20 protein-coding genes and 3 pseudogenes are annotated in these 15,793 nt (G+C 70.7%); 15 read left to right on the top strand and 8 right to left on the bottom strand.

From position 1 onward, the window contains the following. Nucleotides 1–2: 2 nt before the first annotated feature. From pcaH to AAFF41_RS39970, 4 genes are read right to left on the bottom strand one after another with little or no spacing between them, the layout of a single operon-like run. Nucleotides 3–773 (bottom strand): protocatechuate 3,4-dioxygenase subunit beta, encoded by a 771-nt coding sequence (gene pcaH, locus AAFF41_RS39955; protein WP_060900686.1) that lies wholly within the window; start codon nucleotides 771–773, stop codon nucleotides 3–5. 10 nt (nucleotides 774–783) lie between these two features. Next, the gene (locus AAFF41_RS39960; protein ID WP_343325541.1) at nucleotides 784–1,986 is read right to left on the bottom strand and encodes a thiolase family protein; all 1,203 of its coding nucleotides are present in this window, start codon (nucleotides 1,984–1,986) and stop codon (nucleotides 784–786) included. Continuing rightward, nucleotides 1,983–2,642: a CoA transferase subunit B gene (locus tag AAFF41_RS39965; RefSeq protein WP_343325542.1), complete on the bottom strand. Its 660-nt coding sequence runs from the start codon at nucleotides 2,640–2,642 to the stop codon at nucleotides 1,983–1,985. Before AAFF41_RS39965 ends, AAFF41_RS39960 begins: the two co-directional genes overlap by 4 nt. Beyond that, nucleotides 2,642–3,397 carry a CoA transferase subunit A gene (locus AAFF41_RS39970; protein WP_343325543.1) on the bottom strand — a complete coding sequence of 252 codons (756 nt, stop codon included), beginning with the start codon at nucleotides 3,395–3,397 and terminating at the stop codon, nucleotides 2,642–2,644. Before AAFF41_RS39970 ends, AAFF41_RS39965 begins: the two co-directional genes overlap by 1 nt. 221 nt (nucleotides 3,398–3,618) lie before the next feature. Between AAFF41_RS39970 and AAFF41_RS39975 the strand changes: the two genes are divergently transcribed. Further along, entirely contained in the window at nucleotides 3,619–4,122 is a 504-nt protein-coding gene (locus AAFF41_RS39975) for a MarR family winged helix-turn-helix transcriptional regulator (RefSeq protein ID WP_319754334.1), read from the top strand. A gap of 89 nt (nucleotides 4,123–4,211) precedes the next feature. After that, nucleotides 4,212–4,970 (top strand): annotated as a pseudogene (locus tag AAFF41_RS39980) (hypothetical protein); the annotation flags it as partial. Nucleotides 4,971–5,104: 134 nt separating this feature from the next. On the opposite strand, the gene AAFF41_RS39985 reads toward AAFF41_RS39980, so the two are convergent. Next, nucleotides 5,105–5,350 carry a hypothetical protein gene (locus AAFF41_RS39985; RefSeq protein WP_343326502.1) on the bottom strand — a complete coding sequence of 82 codons (246 nt, stop codon included), beginning with the start codon at nucleotides 5,348–5,350 and terminating at the stop codon, nucleotides 5,105–5,107. 545 nt (nucleotides 5,351–5,895) lie between these two features. Between AAFF41_RS39985 and AAFF41_RS39990 the strand changes: the two genes are divergently transcribed. The 10 genes from AAFF41_RS39990 (at nucleotide 5,896) to AAFF41_RS40035 (ending at nucleotide 9,834) form a co-directional block, all read left to right on the top strand. After that, nucleotides 5,896–6,357 (top strand): hypothetical protein, encoded by a 462-nt coding sequence (locus tag AAFF41_RS39990; RefSeq protein WP_343325544.1) that lies wholly within the window; start codon nucleotides 5,896–5,898, stop codon nucleotides 6,355–6,357. Nucleotides 6,358–6,639: 282 nt separating this feature from the next. Next, nucleotides 6,640–6,777, top strand: a complete 138-nt coding sequence (locus AAFF41_RS39995) for a hypothetical protein (protein WP_343325545.1) — start codon at nucleotides 6,640–6,642, stop codon at nucleotides 6,775–6,777. After that, nucleotides 6,774–7,394, top strand: a complete 621-nt coding sequence (locus AAFF41_RS40000; protein ID WP_343325546.1) for a hypothetical protein — start codon at nucleotides 6,774–6,776, stop codon at nucleotides 7,392–7,394. The genes AAFF41_RS39995 and AAFF41_RS40000 overlap by 4 nt, the downstream gene beginning before the upstream one ends. An 18-nt stretch (nucleotides 7,395–7,412) precedes the next feature. Then, the gene (locus AAFF41_RS40005; RefSeq protein WP_343325547.1) at nucleotides 7,413–7,694 is read left to right on the top strand and encodes a hypothetical protein; all 282 of its coding nucleotides are present in this window, start codon (nucleotides 7,413–7,415) and stop codon (nucleotides 7,692–7,694) included. Between the two features lie 88 nt (nucleotides 7,695–7,782). After that, nucleotides 7,783–8,253, top strand: a complete 471-nt coding sequence (locus tag AAFF41_RS40010; RefSeq protein ID WP_343325548.1) for a hypothetical protein — start codon at nucleotides 7,783–7,785, stop codon at nucleotides 8,251–8,253. Beyond that, the gene (locus AAFF41_RS40015) at nucleotides 8,250–8,468 is read left to right on the top strand and encodes a hypothetical protein (RefSeq protein WP_343325549.1); all 219 of its coding nucleotides are present in this window, start codon (nucleotides 8,250–8,252) and stop codon (nucleotides 8,466–8,468) included. The genes AAFF41_RS40010 and AAFF41_RS40015 overlap by 4 nt, the downstream gene beginning before the upstream one ends. A gap of 67 nt (nucleotides 8,469–8,535) precedes the next feature. After that, entirely contained in the window at nucleotides 8,536–9,129 is a 594-nt protein-coding gene (locus tag AAFF41_RS40020; RefSeq protein WP_343325550.1) for a hypothetical protein, read from the top strand. Then, nucleotides 9,126–9,266 carry a hypothetical protein gene (locus AAFF41_RS40025; RefSeq protein WP_343325551.1) on the top strand — a complete coding sequence of 47 codons (141 nt, stop codon included), beginning with the start codon at nucleotides 9,126–9,128 and terminating at the stop codon, nucleotides 9,264–9,266. The genes AAFF41_RS40020 and AAFF41_RS40025 overlap by 4 nt, the downstream gene beginning before the upstream one ends. Then, the gene (locus tag AAFF41_RS40030; protein WP_343325552.1) at nucleotides 9,263–9,628 is read left to right on the top strand and encodes a hypothetical protein; all 366 of its coding nucleotides are present in this window, start codon (nucleotides 9,263–9,265) and stop codon (nucleotides 9,626–9,628) included. The genes AAFF41_RS40025 and AAFF41_RS40030 overlap by 4 nt, the downstream gene beginning before the upstream one ends. Continuing rightward, the gene (locus tag AAFF41_RS40035) at nucleotides 9,625–9,834 is read left to right on the top strand and encodes a hypothetical protein (protein ID WP_343325553.1); all 210 of its coding nucleotides are present in this window, start codon (nucleotides 9,625–9,627) and stop codon (nucleotides 9,832–9,834) included. The genes AAFF41_RS40030 and AAFF41_RS40035 overlap by 4 nt, the downstream gene beginning before the upstream one ends. A 156-nt stretch (nucleotides 9,835–9,990) precedes the next feature. On the opposite strand, the gene AAFF41_RS40040 is transcribed toward AAFF41_RS40035, so the two are convergent. Next, complete coding sequence (locus AAFF41_RS40040) at nucleotides 9,991–10,257, bottom strand: hypothetical protein (RefSeq protein WP_343325554.1); 267 nt, start codon at nucleotides 10,255–10,257, stop codon at nucleotides 9,991–9,993. On the opposite strand from AAFF41_RS40040, the pseudogene AAFF41_RS40045 reads away from it, so the two are divergent. The 3 genes and pseudogenes from AAFF41_RS40045 to AAFF41_RS40055 form a co-directional block, all read left to right on the top strand. Next, nucleotides 10,229–10,912: pseudogene (locus AAFF41_RS40045) on the top strand (NAD(P)H-dependent glycerol-3-phosphate dehydrogenase); the annotation flags it as partial. The gene AAFF41_RS40040 and the pseudogene AAFF41_RS40045 sit on opposite strands and share 29 nt — an antisense overlap. A 200-nt stretch (nucleotides 10,913–11,112) precedes the next feature. Further along, a complete protein-coding gene (locus tag AAFF41_RS40050) occupies nucleotides 11,113–11,799 on the top strand; it encodes a GNAT family N-acetyltransferase (protein WP_343325555.1) in 687 nt (228 codons plus the stop codon). 116 nt (nucleotides 11,800–11,915) lie between these two features. Beyond that, nucleotides 11,916–12,155, top strand: coding sequence for an SLAC1 family transporter (locus tag AAFF41_RS40055; RefSeq protein ID WP_343325556.1), 240 nt, complete (start codon nucleotides 11,916–11,918; stop codon nucleotides 12,153–12,155). A gap of 97 nt (nucleotides 12,156–12,252) precedes the next feature. On the opposite strand, the gene AAFF41_RS40060 is transcribed toward AAFF41_RS40055, so the two are convergent. Continuing rightward, complete coding sequence (locus tag AAFF41_RS40060) at nucleotides 12,253–13,794, bottom strand: SLAC1 family transporter (RefSeq protein WP_425526200.1); 1,542 nt, start codon at nucleotides 13,792–13,794, stop codon at nucleotides 12,253–12,255. Nucleotides 13,795–13,847: 53 nt separating this feature from the next. Continuing rightward, nucleotides 13,848–15,793, bottom strand: a pseudogene (dxs, locus tag AAFF41_RS40070) (1-deoxy-D-xylulose-5-phosphate synthase).

Consider the following 15,793-nt stretch of genomic DNA (forward strand, 5'->3'; position numbering starts at 1 on the left):
GTTCAACGGCCTTCCTCGATCCAGGTGGCGGAGGGACCGTCGAGGACGATGTCCCACTCGTAGCCCATGGAGAACTCGGGCCGGGAGAGATCGTGCTGGTAGGTGGCGATCAGGCGGTCGCGGGCCGCCCGGTCCGTCACGGACTGCAGGATCGGGTCGTAGCGGAACAGCGGGTCGCTCGGGAAGTACATCTGGGTGATCAGCCGCTGGGTGAACGCCGTACCGAAGACCGAGAAGTGGATGTGCGCGGGCCGCCACGCGTTCGTGTGGTTGCCCCACGGGTAGGGGCCCGGCTTGATCGTGGTGAACCTGTAGCGGCCCTGATCATCCGTCAGGGTCCGCCCGACACCGGTGAAGTTGGGGTCGAGCGGCGCCGGGTGCTGCTCGCGCAGATGGGCGTAACGACCGGCGGCGTTGGCCTGCCAGATCTCGATGAGCTGACCGCGCACGGGACGCCCGTCGCGGTCGAGCAGCCGGCCCGAGACGGTCATGCGTTCGCCGAGCGGCTCGCCCCGGTGCTGGATGGTCAGGTCGCTGTCGTGCTCGGTGATGTCGGTGACGCCGAACACCGGACCCGACAGCTCGACCGTCTCCGGGTCACCGCCGTCGACGGCGACCAGCGGCTGCTTGGGGTGGCGCAGCAGGGAGCTGCGGTACGGGGGGTAGTCGCGCGACGGGTGGTGGCGAACCGGCGCTCCGCCGGCGACCGCCTTGTCGTACGCGTCCTGGAGATCCTTGATCTCGACGTCGATGTCCGACTGGGTGAGGGCCATGGTCGACTTCCTATCGTTCGAGGACGAGGGCGAGGCCCTGGCCGACGCCGATGCAGAGGGTGGCGACGCCGGTGCCGGAGCCCTTGCGGGCGAGTTGGTGGGCGACGGTGCCGGCGAGGCGGGCGCCGGAGGCGCCGAGGGGGTGGCCGAGGGCGATCGCGCCGCCCTGGGGGTTGAGGACCTGGGGGTCGAACTGGGGCCATTCGGCGAGGCAGCCGAGGACCTGGGCGGCGAAGGCCTCGTTCAGTTCGAGGACGGACAGGTCCGCGAAGGTCTTGCCGGCTTTGGCCAGGGCCCGGTTGACGGCTTCGACGGGGGCGAGGCCGAAGTACTGGGGGTCGGTCGCGGAGACGCCGGTGGCTCGGATGCGGGCCAGCGGTTCGCGGCCGGTGGCCTTCAGCCCTTCCTCGTCGGTCAGGAGGAGGGCGGCGGCGCCGTCGTTGAGGGGGGAGGCGTTGCCCGCGGTGACGGTGCCGTCGGTGGTGCGGAAGGACGGTTTGAGCCTGGCCATGGCGGTGGGGGAGGCGTCGGGGCGGACGGACTCGTCGGCGGCGAAGATGACCGGGTCGCCCTTGTGCTGGGGGATCGGCACGGGGGTGAGTTCGGGCTCGAACAGATCCCCGGCCTGTGCCTTCGCGGCCTTGCGGTGGCTGCTGAGGGCGTATTCGTCCTGCTGCTCGCGGCTGATCTTGTGTTTGTCGGCGATGAGTTCGGCGGACTCGCCGAGCGGGATGGTCCACTGGGGGTCCATCCTCGGGTTGACCATGCGCCAGCCGAGGGTGGTGGAGTACAGCTCGGTGTGTCCGGCGGGGAAGGGCCGGTCGTTCTTGGGCAGGACGTAGGGGGCGCGGGTCATGGACTCCACGCCGCCGGCCAGGGCGATGTGGGCGTCTCCGACGGCGATGGCGCGGGCGGCCTGGATGACGGCTTCGAGTCCGGAGGCGCACAGCCGGTTGACACTCACGCCGGGCACGGAGGTGGGCAGCCCGGCGAGCAGGGCGGCCATGCGGGCGACGTTGCGGTTCTCCTCGCCGGCGCCGTTGGCGTTGCCGAGGTAGACGTCCTCGATCCGGGCGGGGTCCAGGTCCGGGGTGCGGGCCAGGAGTTCCCGGATGGCGTGGGCGGCCAGGTCGTCCGGGCGGACGGACGCCAGGGCGCCGTTGTAGCGGCCGATCGGGGTCCGTACGGCGTCGACGATGTAGACGTCCTTCACGGTTGGGTCTCCTCGTTGAGTTCGGCTGCGACACGGACCTTCGCGGCGGTCTTGGCCACGATCTCTCCGGCCGTGACGCCGGGCGCGGTCTCGATGAGCACCAGCCCGTCGTCGGTGACGTCGAGGACGCCGAGGTCGGTGATGATCCGGTTGACGCACGCCTTGCCGGTGAGCGGCAGCGCGCACTCCTGAAGGATCTTCGCGGTGCCGTCCTTGGCGGTGTGGGTCATGACGACGATGACGGTGCGGGCGCCGTGGACGAGGTCCATCGCCCCGCCGATCCCGGTGATCATCTTCCCGGGGATGGCCCAGTTCGCCAGGTCACCGCCCGCGGACACCTGCATCGCGCCGAGCACGGCCACGTCGATGTGCCCGCCCCGGATCATCGAGAAGGACAGCGCCGAGTCGAAGAAGGAGGCGCCCGGCAGGACCGTCACGGTCTCCTTGCCGGCGTTGATGAGGTCCGGGTCGACCTGGTCCTCGGTGGGGTAGGGGCCGGTGCCGAGGATCCCGTTCTCCGACTCCAGGATCACCTCGACGCCGGCCGGGAGGTGGTTGGGGATCAGTGTCGGCAGCCCGATGCCGAGATTGACGTACTGCCCGTCCTGGAGTTCGCGTGCCGCACGGGCCGCCATCTCCTCGCGACTCCACGCCATCAGCCGCTCACCGTCCGCTTCTCGATCATCTTCGCGGCGGCCTGTTCGGGGGTGAGGGCCACCACCCGCTGGACGAAGATCCCCGGCAGATGCACCGCGTCCGGGTCGATCCCGCCGGGCTCGACCAGCTCCTCCACCTCGGCGATCGTCACCCTGCCCGCCATCGCCGCGAGGGGGTTGAAGTTCCGGGTGGACCTGCTGAAGACGAGGTTGCCGTGCCGGTCGCCCTTCGCGGCCCGGACCAGCGCGAAGTCGGTGCGGATGCCGCGCTCCAGCACGTACTCGGTGCCCTCGAACTCGCGCACCTCCTTGGCGGGCGAGGCCAGCGCCACCCCGCCCGAGCCGTCATAGCGCCAGGGCAGCCCGCCGTCCGCGACCTGCGTGCCCACCCCGGCGGGGGTGTAGAAGGCGGGGATCCCCGCACCGCCGGCCCGCAACCGCTCCGCCAGCGTGCCCTGCGGGATCAGCTCCACCTCCAGCTCCCCGGCCAGATACTGCCGCGCGAACTCCTTGTTCGCCCCGACGTACGAGCCCATCACCCGCCCGATCCGGCCCGCCGCCAGCAGCACCGCCAGGCCCGACTCCATCGCCCCGCAGTTGTTCGAGACGACCGACAGCCCTGACACCCCCCGCTCGTACAGCGCCTCGATCAGCACGTTCGGCACACCGCTCAACCCGAACCCGCCCACCGCCAACGACGCACCCTCCGGCACATCCGCCACCGCCTCCAGGGCCGTGGCGACCACCTTGTCCATCCGTGAGGCCCCATCTCTTCCAAGCGTCCAGACCCTCAATTACTCAGGGCACTGATTATTTCTGCGAGGTTTCACTCACGCTGCCACCAGTAGCCCGTGTCGTCAAGAGTTCCATGAAATCGGCGGGTGTACGGCCGTGGTCGCGCTGGTACGCATCCCGGAGATGCACGGTATCGTTCAGTGCACCAACGAAATGACGGACTCACCCAGGGGGAGCGCACATGGCCGCGGTGGACCTCACCACCCACCCCGGGCACCTCGCCCGGCGACTCCAGCAGGCCCACTATCTGCTGTGGAACACGATGGTCTCCGAGGAGATCACCTCACCGCAGTTCGCGGTCCTGAACGCGCTGATCGCGGAGCCGGGACTGGATCAGCGCACGGTGGGGGAGCGGGTGGGCCTGGACCGGTCGACCATCGCCGAGGTGATCAGCCGGCTCAGTCGACGGGGCCTGCTCGACAAGGTGCGCGATCCGCAGGACGGCCGCCGCTTCCTGCTGCGCCTCACCGACGAGGGGACGCGTACGCACCGCAAGCTGACCGTGCGCACGGCGCGTATGAACCAGGTCTTCCTGGCCCCGCTCTCCGCCGAGGAGCAGACCGTCTTCTTCGACCTCATCCAGCGTGTCTCGGACGCCGCGGAGGGGCTGCGCAACCCGACGGAACCCCTCACCACGCAACGCCAGGCGGTCCTTCACCGGGCGACGCCAGGCGAAAACATCTGACAGATCACGGTCAGGAGCGCTACGCTCCCCGCGATGATGACTCACTCTGTCGGCAGAATGGGGGTCCCGTCCGCGCAAGGTGAGTGCTGATGCTCACTCAGACCGCGAAGGGGCATTCCCGCCTTTCCTTCTGGCTGCCCGTGCGAGAGTTCGCCGTGCCGCCCGCCATGATCGAGACTGCGACCGCCCGCCGCCGTGCCGGGGACTGGGCGGGGGCATGCGCCGCCGCAGGCATCGATGTCGATCTCAACCTGCGGTCCGTGGCGCGTACTTACGGCCACGACCTCGCCGCTCGGGTCCGGGCCGATCTCCGCCATCTGGCTCCCGACCTGCTGCGCTGGCACATGCCGAGGATCGCCCCGCACGGGCTGCTGCGCCCGGGACTGACCATCGCCCTGGCCCGGTACGACACCCAAGGGCGTGACGGCGTCGGTCCGGTACACCTCGTCGTGCGGACTCCACCGGCCTGGGCGGACGGCGGTCAGCGGATCAGCCTCGCCGTGTGGTCCGCACCGCACGGCGGACCCCGCGTCGGGCCCCGCGACAGACCGCACGACGGATCTCACGACCGATCCCACGTCGAGGCCGGTGTCCGCCGGCATCCGCACCCCCGTCCCAGCCGCCGCTTCCGCCTCGACCTGCACCGCCATCTGTGGGACGCGCGCAGGGCCGATGAGCTGCGCGTGCGGTCCGGGGCCGACCTGGTGCCCGTCGGCGGCCGCCCCGAGAACCCGGATCCGCCGGGAATCGTGCCGCGGGAGCACCGGCGCGTTATCCCCGCGATGACCAATCACACGGCACAGGTTCTGGACCGTGACGCAGGTGCAGTGCGTGCGGGCGTTCATGCCGGGACTCTCTGCACCGGTGACCGATGCGGGGATGACCGTGTGAAGGCGCATGATCAGGCGCAGGTCGCACTCGCAGGACTACGACCGGGCCGCAGAGAAGTTGGGCTGCAAGCCGCGATTTCTGCAGGACAACATCAGCCGCCTGCCACACCAGAAGCTCGGCGAAGCCCGGGTGTCTCGTCGGGGTGGCCGCAGTCGTTGACCCAGCGGTCGCACACGAGGGGCGTGCCGTCCTTCACGAAGTGGTGCGCGGTCAGCGGGCCGCGAGGGCCGCCGCAGCGCTGGCACTTGGAGGAGATCTCTACCGTCGTGATCCGCACGCCTTCGTAGCCGCGCTGCGTCTCGTAGTTGGGCACGCGCACGGTCAGCGTCTGTGGCATCGGCGTGATGTCCGGGACGCCGTCGCGCCAACGGAGAGAACGGGGGCGACGCGTGAAGAACAACCGTCCCTGTCCGCGACCACGTCCAGGACCAGCGCATTCAGCAGCATGACGACGAGGGGAAGTTCGCCCGCGTCGTCTACTGCATCACCGACATGCCCGCGCACCTCTACGATCTGTTCGGCGAGGACGCCCCGCAGCTTCCGAGCCGCTCCAAGGCACGTAGCGCCTGCTCAGCACCGATGTCGGGAAATCCGGCGGCGGACAAACCGGCAGCGGGGAATCCGCACCCTAAGAAGACCACCACCAAGAACACCAAGACTGAAGAACAACAGAGAGACGATGCGCCTTCGGCGCGTAGCGCTGGTGACGCCCGTAGGGCATCTACCGGTAGTGGCGCGGGCGCTCGAGGCGGCTCCGCCGCGACGGAAAAGCGAGCGCCCTCGAGGAAGAAGACCCGGCTGACCCGGGACGAGGCTGCTGCCGTCGCTGTCGTCGAACGCGCGATCCCCGAATCGCTGCTGGAGCTGCTCGACGGCAAGCAGGTGCCGCGCAACTTCCGGATAGCCGTTGCCCGCGAACTGGCGAACCGCACCGCGGAACAGCTCGCGGACCGGATGGACCGCCGCTGGGTGCGTCACCGCTTCCAGAGCGACCTCCTCGCCGGTAAGGGCGTCGGGAACCCGTACGCCGTCCTCCAGGTCCTCGTACGGCCTGGTGAGTGCCCGGACGCCGGGTGCGAGGACGGCGAGTTGGTCGACACCGGCGCGGACTGCCGGAGGTGCGAGGAGCGCAGAGCGAACCGGCGCGGCCGGAATGGCTCGGTGCCATCGCAGCGGACCGGACGGTCGTGGTGGGAGTGCCGCATCTGCCGGGATCCGAAGCCGCACGAGCCGGAGCCGGAAGACCGCGAGTGCCAGGACTGCAAGCGGGAGGCGGCCGTGGTCTGCGAGGCCCTTGCCGCCCGCTGGAACGCCCCCACGACGGAGGACGTGAACGACCGATGACGAACCAGACCACCGAGCTGGGGAGCGCACTGCGCGCCCTGGGCGAGCACGGGGACCGGGTGACGGTATTCGCCGCGTCGCCCGAGCAGCTCGACGAGATCGGGCAGGACCTCGACCGCGCTCACCGCCTCCTCGGCGATGTCCGGGCCGAGCTGAACCCGTCCGGCTGCCCCCAGCACCCGACGGCCCCGCGTGACCCGGCGTCGGGGGAGGCGTGCCTGTTCTGCGCGACGAACCGGCGTCGGGGCCAGGTCCCGGGCCAGGCCCCTAGTCACTGCGGCGGTGCCGCTGGAGCAGATCTGTCAGGCGGTCGCCGAGCTGGGCCAGGACGAGGCGATGCGCCGGTACGGCGCCCGCACCGTGACCCGCGCCCTGCTCCGCTGCCGCTTCGACCCGATGCTGACCGAGGAGTCCGCGTGACCGACGACCTGACGCCCGGCGAGCAGGCGGCCCGCGCGGTCGTCGATTTCGACCAGGCGGTGAACGACCCGGCCCGCCGTTACGACGCAGTGGGCGCACTGTTCGCCGGCCTGGCTGCCGCAACCGCGCAGCACGCGGCAGAGGCGCGGGCGGCCCGTACCCGGTGGCGGAACCGGCCGGAGGCGAAGGCCCGCCGGTCGGCCGCCGCGAAGAAGGCCGCCGCGACCCGTGCGGCGAACAAGGCCGCCGAGCGGGCCGCCGAGCTCGCCGAGTGGGAGCGCGACGCCCGGGTGTCCCGGCCGTCCACTGCCCGCACTTCGACTACGTCCGGGACGTCGTGGAGACCCCCTGCATCGGCGAGCCCAGCCACCGCGGCGACCACGAGGACCTCGACGGCCACACCTGGCCGAACGAGTGCGACGGAACCTGTGAGGACTTCTGTGACTGCTGAGCCTTCGCCCCTGCCGCCGTGGATCGTCGAAGAGGCCCTGAACCAGGCCGTGAACGGCAACCCCATCGGTGGCGGGCTGCTCCTCGTCCCGCTGATCGAGGAGAGCCGTGCCGAGTGCTTCGCGCTGTGCGTGATGCTCGCGACGGCCGCCCTGACTGGCACGTAGCCGAAGCCCGCTAACGGCATGTTCGTCCTGGAGGTCGAGGACACCTGGACCGGCCAGCCCGGCCGACCGGAGAACCTGCCGCCCGAGCTGGCGTTCGCAGCCCAGTTCGCCACGGCGTGGGGCAACGAGGACCGGACCGCCGCGCAAGCCCTGTTCGACGCGCTCGCCGACCAAGCCCACACCGAGGCCGGGATGGAGCGGCTCGTCGACGGCGTGCTCGTCCTCTACGGCATGGCCATCGCCACCACCCGCGCGCTCATCCAGGAGCAGCGCAGCAATCCCAACCATCGAAAGGACTAACCCCGTTGAAGCTCGACACTGAGAACTGCGCCTGTGCCTCGACCCTGGACACGGCATCAAGCGGACCCCGGCCAAGCTCGCGGGGATCATGCCCGGGCCGCTGGAGGAAGCCCTGATGCGGTTCGCGCCGCACCTCGGCGCTCTCCAGACCGAGGCGGACCGCCAGGAGGCAGAGGCCTGCAAGGCCCGCACGGCGTACACCGAGGCCCTCGCCGCGTGGATCACCGGCGAACCGGCCGACGTGCCAGGCCTGTGCCCGCAGAACCGCCGTGGCGACAAGGCCGTACCGGAAGGGCACTGCCACAAGCCGGACGACGACGGTGTGCTGCGCTGCGTGTTCTGTTCTACGCCCGCCCACTGGGGCGGCGAACCGGCGGACGCCTACGGCACTCCGGACGGCCGCGTGTGGACCCTCGCCGCCGAGGTGAACGAGCACGGCGTGTCGCTGTACGAGGCCCCGTTCGTCGGCACCCGGTACACCGCCCATCCCTCCACGGCGAGATCGCCCCGGTCGGGGGCGTCCCGGCGCCGCCGTACGTCTTCAACTCGCGGTCGGTGAACCGGACGGCGAAGCACATCCCGGACGGCCAGGGCCGCACGATCTGCCCCGGCAACTTCCAGGCCAGCAAGCCCATGCCGGAAGAGGAAGCCGCCCGCCTCAAGCTGTGCGGCGGCTGCCGCAAAGCGCTCCTGGCGTCTATCGAGGACACAGGACCGAGGTGCCCGGGTGCGGCGATCGACCACGACGAGACCGGCATCTGCGCCCACGCGTGACCCGCACGAACGGGGCGCCCCTGCGGGAGACAGGGGCGCCCGGCCCTCAGCCAAACAGGAGCCACCCTTGAGCACCAGCCTGACGCTCCACTGCAACACGGTGCGCGGCCATTCCGCCTGTGCGGCGACGCTGATCACCGACGGCCTCACCATCGGCGAGGCCCGCACGATCGGCGCCGCGCACGGCTGGCGTCACACCGGCGGCCGCGACTACTGCCCCGGCTGCTCCGGAAGCCGAATCCGACCCCGCGTGATCGTCGCGGTGAACCCGGACACGGTGGACGCGGCCCGCCTGGACATCCGCCTGCAAGACGCCGAGGCCCTGCTGACCGCCCGCCTCGACAGCGCAACGTCCGGCACCTGGACATGCCGCCGCACCCCGACCACGATCCGCAGCCTGCCCGGCGTCGAGTTCGTCACCGGCGGCCCGCACGGCTCCGAATGCGTCGCCCGCACCGGACCGGCAGGGAACCCGCAGGCCGCCGCCGACGCTGCGTACATCGCCACCGTCGACCCGGACGTAGGCCGCGCCGTGACGGCCGTCCTGCACGAGGCGTTCGAGACCGTCCACGAAGAGCACGGCCTCGTCGAGACCTCGCTGACCCGGGCCGCCGTCGACCTCGCCGACGCCATCCTCCGCCCGAAGGGGGACCAACGATGACCCCGGACAACGCTCTGCAGGTGAGCGATCAGACGGCATTCGCGCTCGTCGGCCTGCTGTTCACTCCGATCCTCTGCCCCGCCGTCTACTGGTGGACGCGGTTCTGCATCCGCCGCTACCGGAGGTGGGCGCGATGACGCGCACCAGCAAGGTCCTCCTGGTTGTCTTCGGAGCGCCGTTCGTCTTGAGCATCTCCGTGGGCGGCCGGCTCATCGGCGAAGCCCGCTGGTGGCACGCCACTGCCGCGTACGCGGCGGCCGGACTGTGCTTGATCGGTCTGCTCCGCGAGATGTCCCGTGCCACCCTGCTCGGCGACTACACGGACGACATCGACGAGCCCCCCGCGGTCTCGAAGCCAGGCCTTCGTACCCGCGTCAAGGCCGCCTGCCAGTTCCGCCAGGTGACCCGCGGCATGCCGTGCGGCTGCCACCGCTACTGGTCGTCGGTCGGTGCCGAACACGACGACTGGTGGCCGCAGTTCCAGCGGAGCAGTGCATGAGCGGCCTCGCCGGAGTCCTCCACGAATGCCCGCCGCCGGGCGGCGCCTTCACGTCGTGCTGCCTGCGCATGACCACCGAGCTGCCGCGCGTCGACCTGTTCACCACCGACCCGGCGCGCGTCACCTGCACCCTGCGCCAGGGCGCCGAACTCGTCGTCGACAGCGACGGCGGCGAATCGCCGGACGGCTGGCGCCAACTGATCTGACTCGGGCAGCCGGAACGACCAGCCGCCCACCACCTCCGAAAGCCCCGCATGCGCATCACCCGCCTCGCCCCCGAACAGGCCGCAACCGTCGGCCAGGCCCTCGCGCGCCATGCGCTTCGTCCGGCAGATTGTCGACGCCTTCCGCGAAATGGCCCGTCAGGCGGTACGCGCCCTCTCCGCCGTGGTCGACGTGGCCCGCCGCCAGGTCGCCCACCCGCCCGCCGCCACCCCCGAGCCCGCCCCCGCCAGCGCGAAGGAGCCCACGTCATGACGATCGCCGCCGAACTCCTCGAAGAGATGGAGACCGTCAGCAAGCGGTTCCGTCTGTCCACCGATCAGCTCGCCGAGCTCGAAGCCGACCCGAAGGCCGAAGAGATCACCGTCACCTGGCAGCGGATCACGCCGGCTGATGAGCGAGGTCATCGCCGAGACGACCGGAGCACGGCCCGACCGGATCGCCGTGCTGTCCGGGCCCAATCTGGCCGCCGAGATCGTCGCCCGCAAACCGGCAGCCAGTGTCGTCGCCTGCCCCGACGAGAGCACCGCCGCACTCATCCAGACGGCCTGTCACACGCCGTACTTCAGGCCGTACACGAATACCGACGTCATCGGCTGCGAGCTGGGCGGCGCCATTAAGAACGTCATCGCCCTGGCCGTCGGCATCACGGACGGCATGCAGCTCGGTGATAACGCGAAGGCGGCCCTGGTGACTCGAGGGCTGGCCGAGGCCACCCGGCTTGGTGTCGCGATGGGCGCGGACCCGCTCACGCTCGCCGGGCTCGCCGGCATGGGCGACCTGGTCGCTACCTGCTCATCCACGCTGTCCCGGAACCACACCTTTGGCGCGCACCTGGGCCGGGGCCTCAGCGTCGCCGAGGCGCAGGCCGCCACCACCCAGACCGCCGAAGGTGTCGCCTCCTGCAAGGCGATCCAGGGACTGGCCGAGCGTCACGGCGTGGAGATGCCGATCACGAGGGCCGTCGTCGACATCATCCACGGCGGCCGGGAAGCGGTGCAGGCCGTGCAGGAACTAATGGGCCGCACCCCCAAGTCCGAGTCCGGCCACCTGCGGAAGTGAGGGGCGTCCGGGGCATGCGCTTCTCCTGGGACCTGATTGAGCCCGTGTGCCTGTCCCGTACGTGCCCACCCTCGGCCCTGTTCGCCGGGACGAACCGCTGCACGACCTCTTCGAGGCGGTTCGTCCAGAACGCTGGCACCGACCGCTTCCTGCCATGGGACAAAGACCAGCGATGGTTCGACACGAAGACTGAGCACGTCATGGCCGACGTCATCGAGCACGACCGTGGCCTGACGCTGATCCCTACGCTCGCCGAGCGGGCCGGGGGCGTGGTGAAGGTCCACGTGTACGGGACGGCCACCGAGGGCCTGTCTGCCGGTGCTGACCTGGCGCGGAAGCTCGCCGCGGCCCACGGCGGGCGGAAGGCCCGCATCGTGTGGTTCCTCGGCCAGGGAAAGCCTGACGCGTACGCGCACGGCGTGGGAACCCGGGTCCAGCTCAAGGAGTTCACCGACGGGCCTGGTGCGGAGCCGAACGCCCGGATGGTCGAGTACAAGCAGCTCGACGTGCCCGAGCGGTTCGCGGACTTCGCGGTACAGATGGCCGACGACGGGTTCGCGTTCCTCTACGAGCAGATGCGGGCGGGGACCGTCGGCTCGGTCCTTACTGTCCTTGACCAGGGGACCGTGGCCGGTGCCATCGGCCCGATGGAGACGATGAGTGACGCCGCTGGGCGGGCGCGGCTGCTGCCCCAGTACTGCGGCGTCCTGCCGCAGTACCGCGGCGTCGGCCATGGGCGAGCCCTGTGGCGGGCGGCGATGCACTGGGGCCACCAGCACGGCGCCGCGTACCAGCTTCTCCAGACGGAGGTGAGGGGCGCATCTGACCGCTTGTGCACGGCCGAGGGCTTGACGTCGCTCGGATTCGTCAACCAGCGCGACGTGTGAAGCTGCGCCCCCAGCGGTGGGCCTCGCCTGCACGCGAGAGCCCGATGGGCCGTGATGGTGGCCGGGGGCCTCAACTACCCTTGAAAGGTACGGACTTAGGCGCCTCGTTCGGCGGGTTGGACGGGAGTAGACCGCACCCCCGCAGAGGGCTGCCCTTCGCAGCCACCTGGTGGTCCTTCATCTTCCCCCTCGGAGCGTGCGTCACCGGCACCAGCGCGCTCGCTGCTCGTACCGGCTCGCAGCTGTTCGTCTGGATCGCCGTCGTCCTGTACGCCCTGTTCGTCGCAGCCTGGGCGGTCGTCGCCCGTCACTCCCTGCGCCATGCTGTCCGGCAGCGTGAGCGCGCCCGCCGCTGACAGGGCCCGTGTACCGCTCCGCATGACACGGACGCGTCGCGCGAACCCGGCTGTCTGCCGACGGGCAGCCGGGTTCGCGCCGCATCGCAACACGTGCCTATGGCAGCGCCCCGGGCGCCGTCGAGGCCGTGCTCTGCGGGCGGGCCGTCTGCCCCGCACCGGCGGATCCGTGCGCGGTCGTGGGGTGGGCCCGGAGTCTGGCTGCCACCATGGCGGCGAACACGACAGCCCAGAACACCACGGCGATCCAAACCTCCCAGCGGCCCACGCTCGTCATCCACGAGGTCGCGGTCGCGCGTCCCAGCTCATGCGTGGTGACCGCATACATGCCGACCGGGAAGACGAGGTTCCACCAGCCGAGCTCGTAGCGCAGCGGGATACGGCGCAGCGCGTGCCGCCAAACGCCCAGAGCCAGCAGGAGCGGAATCAGCCAGCTTGAGAACGCCCACAGGACAACGGACGTCCCGATGACGAGCGGGCGCGACAACATCGTGGTGCCTGGATGGAGTGCGATCAGGCGGACTCCGGCGAGCACGGCGATCGCCGCCGCCCCCATGAATATCCATACGGACGTCATGAGGCCTTCCGGCTGCACCGGCCGGGCCAGTAGCCGGGCCAGGACCAGCGCGGCGGTCAGCAGGTACTGCATCAGGCCGACGGCCCAGCACACCACTGCCAGGACGGCCAGTGCGTGTCCCGGGGTCACCCGGGCCAGCGATGCCGCCGCGACCGCCACCGACTCCGTTCCCACCGACCACAGGAACCAGGTGCCGTTCACCTGGTCGAGCGAGGGGCCCCGCTTCAGCGTGGTGATGAGCGCGAGCGGGATGCCGTAGTCCAGCACCACCCACCCCAGCGTCCCGAACGCCAGGAACGCCCCGGCGACCGCGGTGTGTCCGGCCGGCACAAAGCGAGCAGCCAGCACGTTCGAGGAGATCGCGAGGGTGAGGAACGCGAAGGCACGCGGCCCGAGGAGATCCGCGACGAACCGCTCGCGCCGGCGCAGCAGCCGCCAGCCGTAGGCGGGCACCAGTACGGCATAACCGGCCAGGGCCACCCACAGCAGTACGGCGGAGGCGGTGTCGGCGCCGTTGACGTACAGGGCCGTGGAGACGATGCCGGTGCCCATCACGAACGCGAGTGCGCCCGCGTTGAGATTGGCCACCGCGGCGGAGACCGCCGCGCGGTGTCCGGGCGGCCGGGAACTGGGAGCGGTACGTCCGGGCTCGGGAAGGGCGGCATCCGGGCGCCGCTCATCGCGAGAGCCGGGTTCGGTAAGCCATTCGGCCAGGACCGCGGTATGGCTGTGGTCCATGTCCTGGGTGGAGGTCAGCAGGGTGAGACTGCGGTGTTGGGCCAGGTCCCGAAGCCGGGCAGCTGCGTATTTGTGCCGTTGATCGCCCAGTTCGGTGAGATAGCGGCGGCGGAACTCACCGAACCGCTGGGGGTGGTGGCCGTACCAGCGCTGCAGCTCGATGGAGGGTGCGACCTCCCGCAGCCACTCGTCGAGCGGTGCGTCTTGCCGGCGCAGACCTTCCGGCCAGACCCGGTCGACCAGCACGCGCTCGCCGACCTCGCCGACCTCGCCGTCCTTGCTTGGCGTCTGCTCGTCGATTCTGCGACAAATGATCTCGGACATGACGCATCCTCCGGCCGCTTTCGCAGTAGAAGCATTTTACTGGTATGTGAAATTCATTGCCTTTTGGGTGCAGGGATGGTGCGGGGACCGGTGGGTACCGCGGTGACGGCCGCGCGGGCCAGGGTCTGGGTGACGGTGTGTGCGATCGCCTGAGCGGTCAGGCCTGCTTCCGCGAGGATCTCGGCCCGGGTGGCTTGCCGGGGAAACCCGTCCGCCACGCCCACGGCACTTACCGGGGTGCGGATGCCGGCCTCCTGCAGGCCCTGGACCACCGCTGTGCTCACTCCTCCGGCGCGCAGGCCGTCCTCGACCGTGACGACCAGGGCGTGCTCGGCGGCGAGCGCGGGCAGATCGCCGGGGAGCGGCTTGACCCACAGTAGGTCCACTACCGTGACCTCCACCCCCTGCTGCTCGGCGTAGAGCTCCGCCGCTTCGAGAGCGACCGAGGCCGTCGTTCCGACAGCGACCAGCAGGACGCCGCCGCCGGGGGCCTCGCGCAGGACGTCGACCGCACCGGCGCGGCCGACCGCCGGGATCGCCGGGCCGACCGTGCCTCTCGGGTAGCGCAGTACCGTCGGCGCGTCGGTGATCGACACGGCCTCCCGCAACTGCCGCCGCAGGGTGCGCGCATCGCGGGAGCCCCGACACGCAGGCCGGGGACACCTTGGAGCATCGCAAGGTCCCACAGCCCGTTGTGGCTGGGGCCGTCGTCACCGGTGACTCCGGACCGGTCGAGGACCAGGGTCGCACCGAGCCGGTGCAGCGCGAGGTCCATCAGCACCTGGTCGAGGGCGCGGTTCAGGAACGTGCCGTACAGGGCGATCACTGGATGCAGGCCCGCCATGGCCATCCCGGCGGACGAGGCGACTGCATGCTGCTCGGCGATCCCGACGTCGAAGAACCGTGACGGGTAGCGTGCGGCGAAGTCGTTGAGACCGACGGAGCCGGGCATGGCCGCGGTGATCGCGACGACGTCCGGGTGCGCGTCGGCCAGTTCGACCAGTTCCCGGCCGAACACTGCCGTCCAGGTCAGACCAGCGGGCCGCAGAGGGCGCCCGGTCTGCGGGTCGATGATGCCGATGCCGTGCAGGTGGTCCTCCTCGTTCTGCTCGGCCGGCGCGTATCCGAGCCCCTTGCGCGTGATGCAGTGGACGACGACCGGCGCGCCATGGGCCTTGGCCCGTTCCAGGGCGGTGATGTCGTGGCCGTCCACGGGCCCGAGGTAGTGCAGTCCCAGCTCGCAGAAGAGCGAGTACGGCATCACGGCCTCCCCGCTGCCCCCTGCGAGGCCCGCTTTCACGCCCTCCTTGATGCCTTCCTTGGCCGCGTGCAGGATGCGGTGCAGCGCCCGGCCCGGCGCTCCGGCACCGTCGAGCGGCTGTCTGCCCCAGCCGGTCAGACGCTCGTAGCCGGCGTGGGTACGCAGGGCCGCCAGGTGCCGGGCGAGTCCGCCCACGGTTGGTGCGTATGAGCGTCCGTTGTCGTTGACGACGATCGCCACCGGCCGGTCCGGTGCCGCCGCGATGTTGTTGAGAGCCTCCCAGGCCAGCCCTCCGGTGAGTGCTCCGTCGCCGACGGCGACGATGTGCCGGTCCGACTCTCTTGCGAGCTGTGCGGCCTTGGCCATGCCATCGGCGTACGACAGGGCTACCGATGCGTGGGAGTGCTCGATGTGGTCGTGCGTGGACTCCTCCCGGCTCGGGTATCCGGAAAGCCCGCCACGCTGCCGCAGGCCGGAGAACTCACCGGCCCGCCCCGTCACGATCTTGTGGACGTACGCATGGTGCCCGACGTCCCACAGCAGCCGGTCGCGCGGGGAGTCGAAGACCCGGTGCAGCGCCAGGGTCAGTTCCACGACGCCGAGGTTGGGCCCCAGATGGCCTCCCGTGGCCGCGACGTGGCGGACCAGGAAGTCGCGGATCTCCCCGGCCCGGACCAGCTCTGGATGGCTCAGACCTCTCAAGTCCGCGGGCTGGTTGATGCGCGCCAGCAGGCTCAT

The organism is Streptomyces mirabilis (assembly GCF_039503195.1).
GTDB lineage: Bacteria > Actinomycetota > Actinomycetes > Streptomycetales > Streptomycetaceae > Streptomyces > Streptomyces mirabilis_D.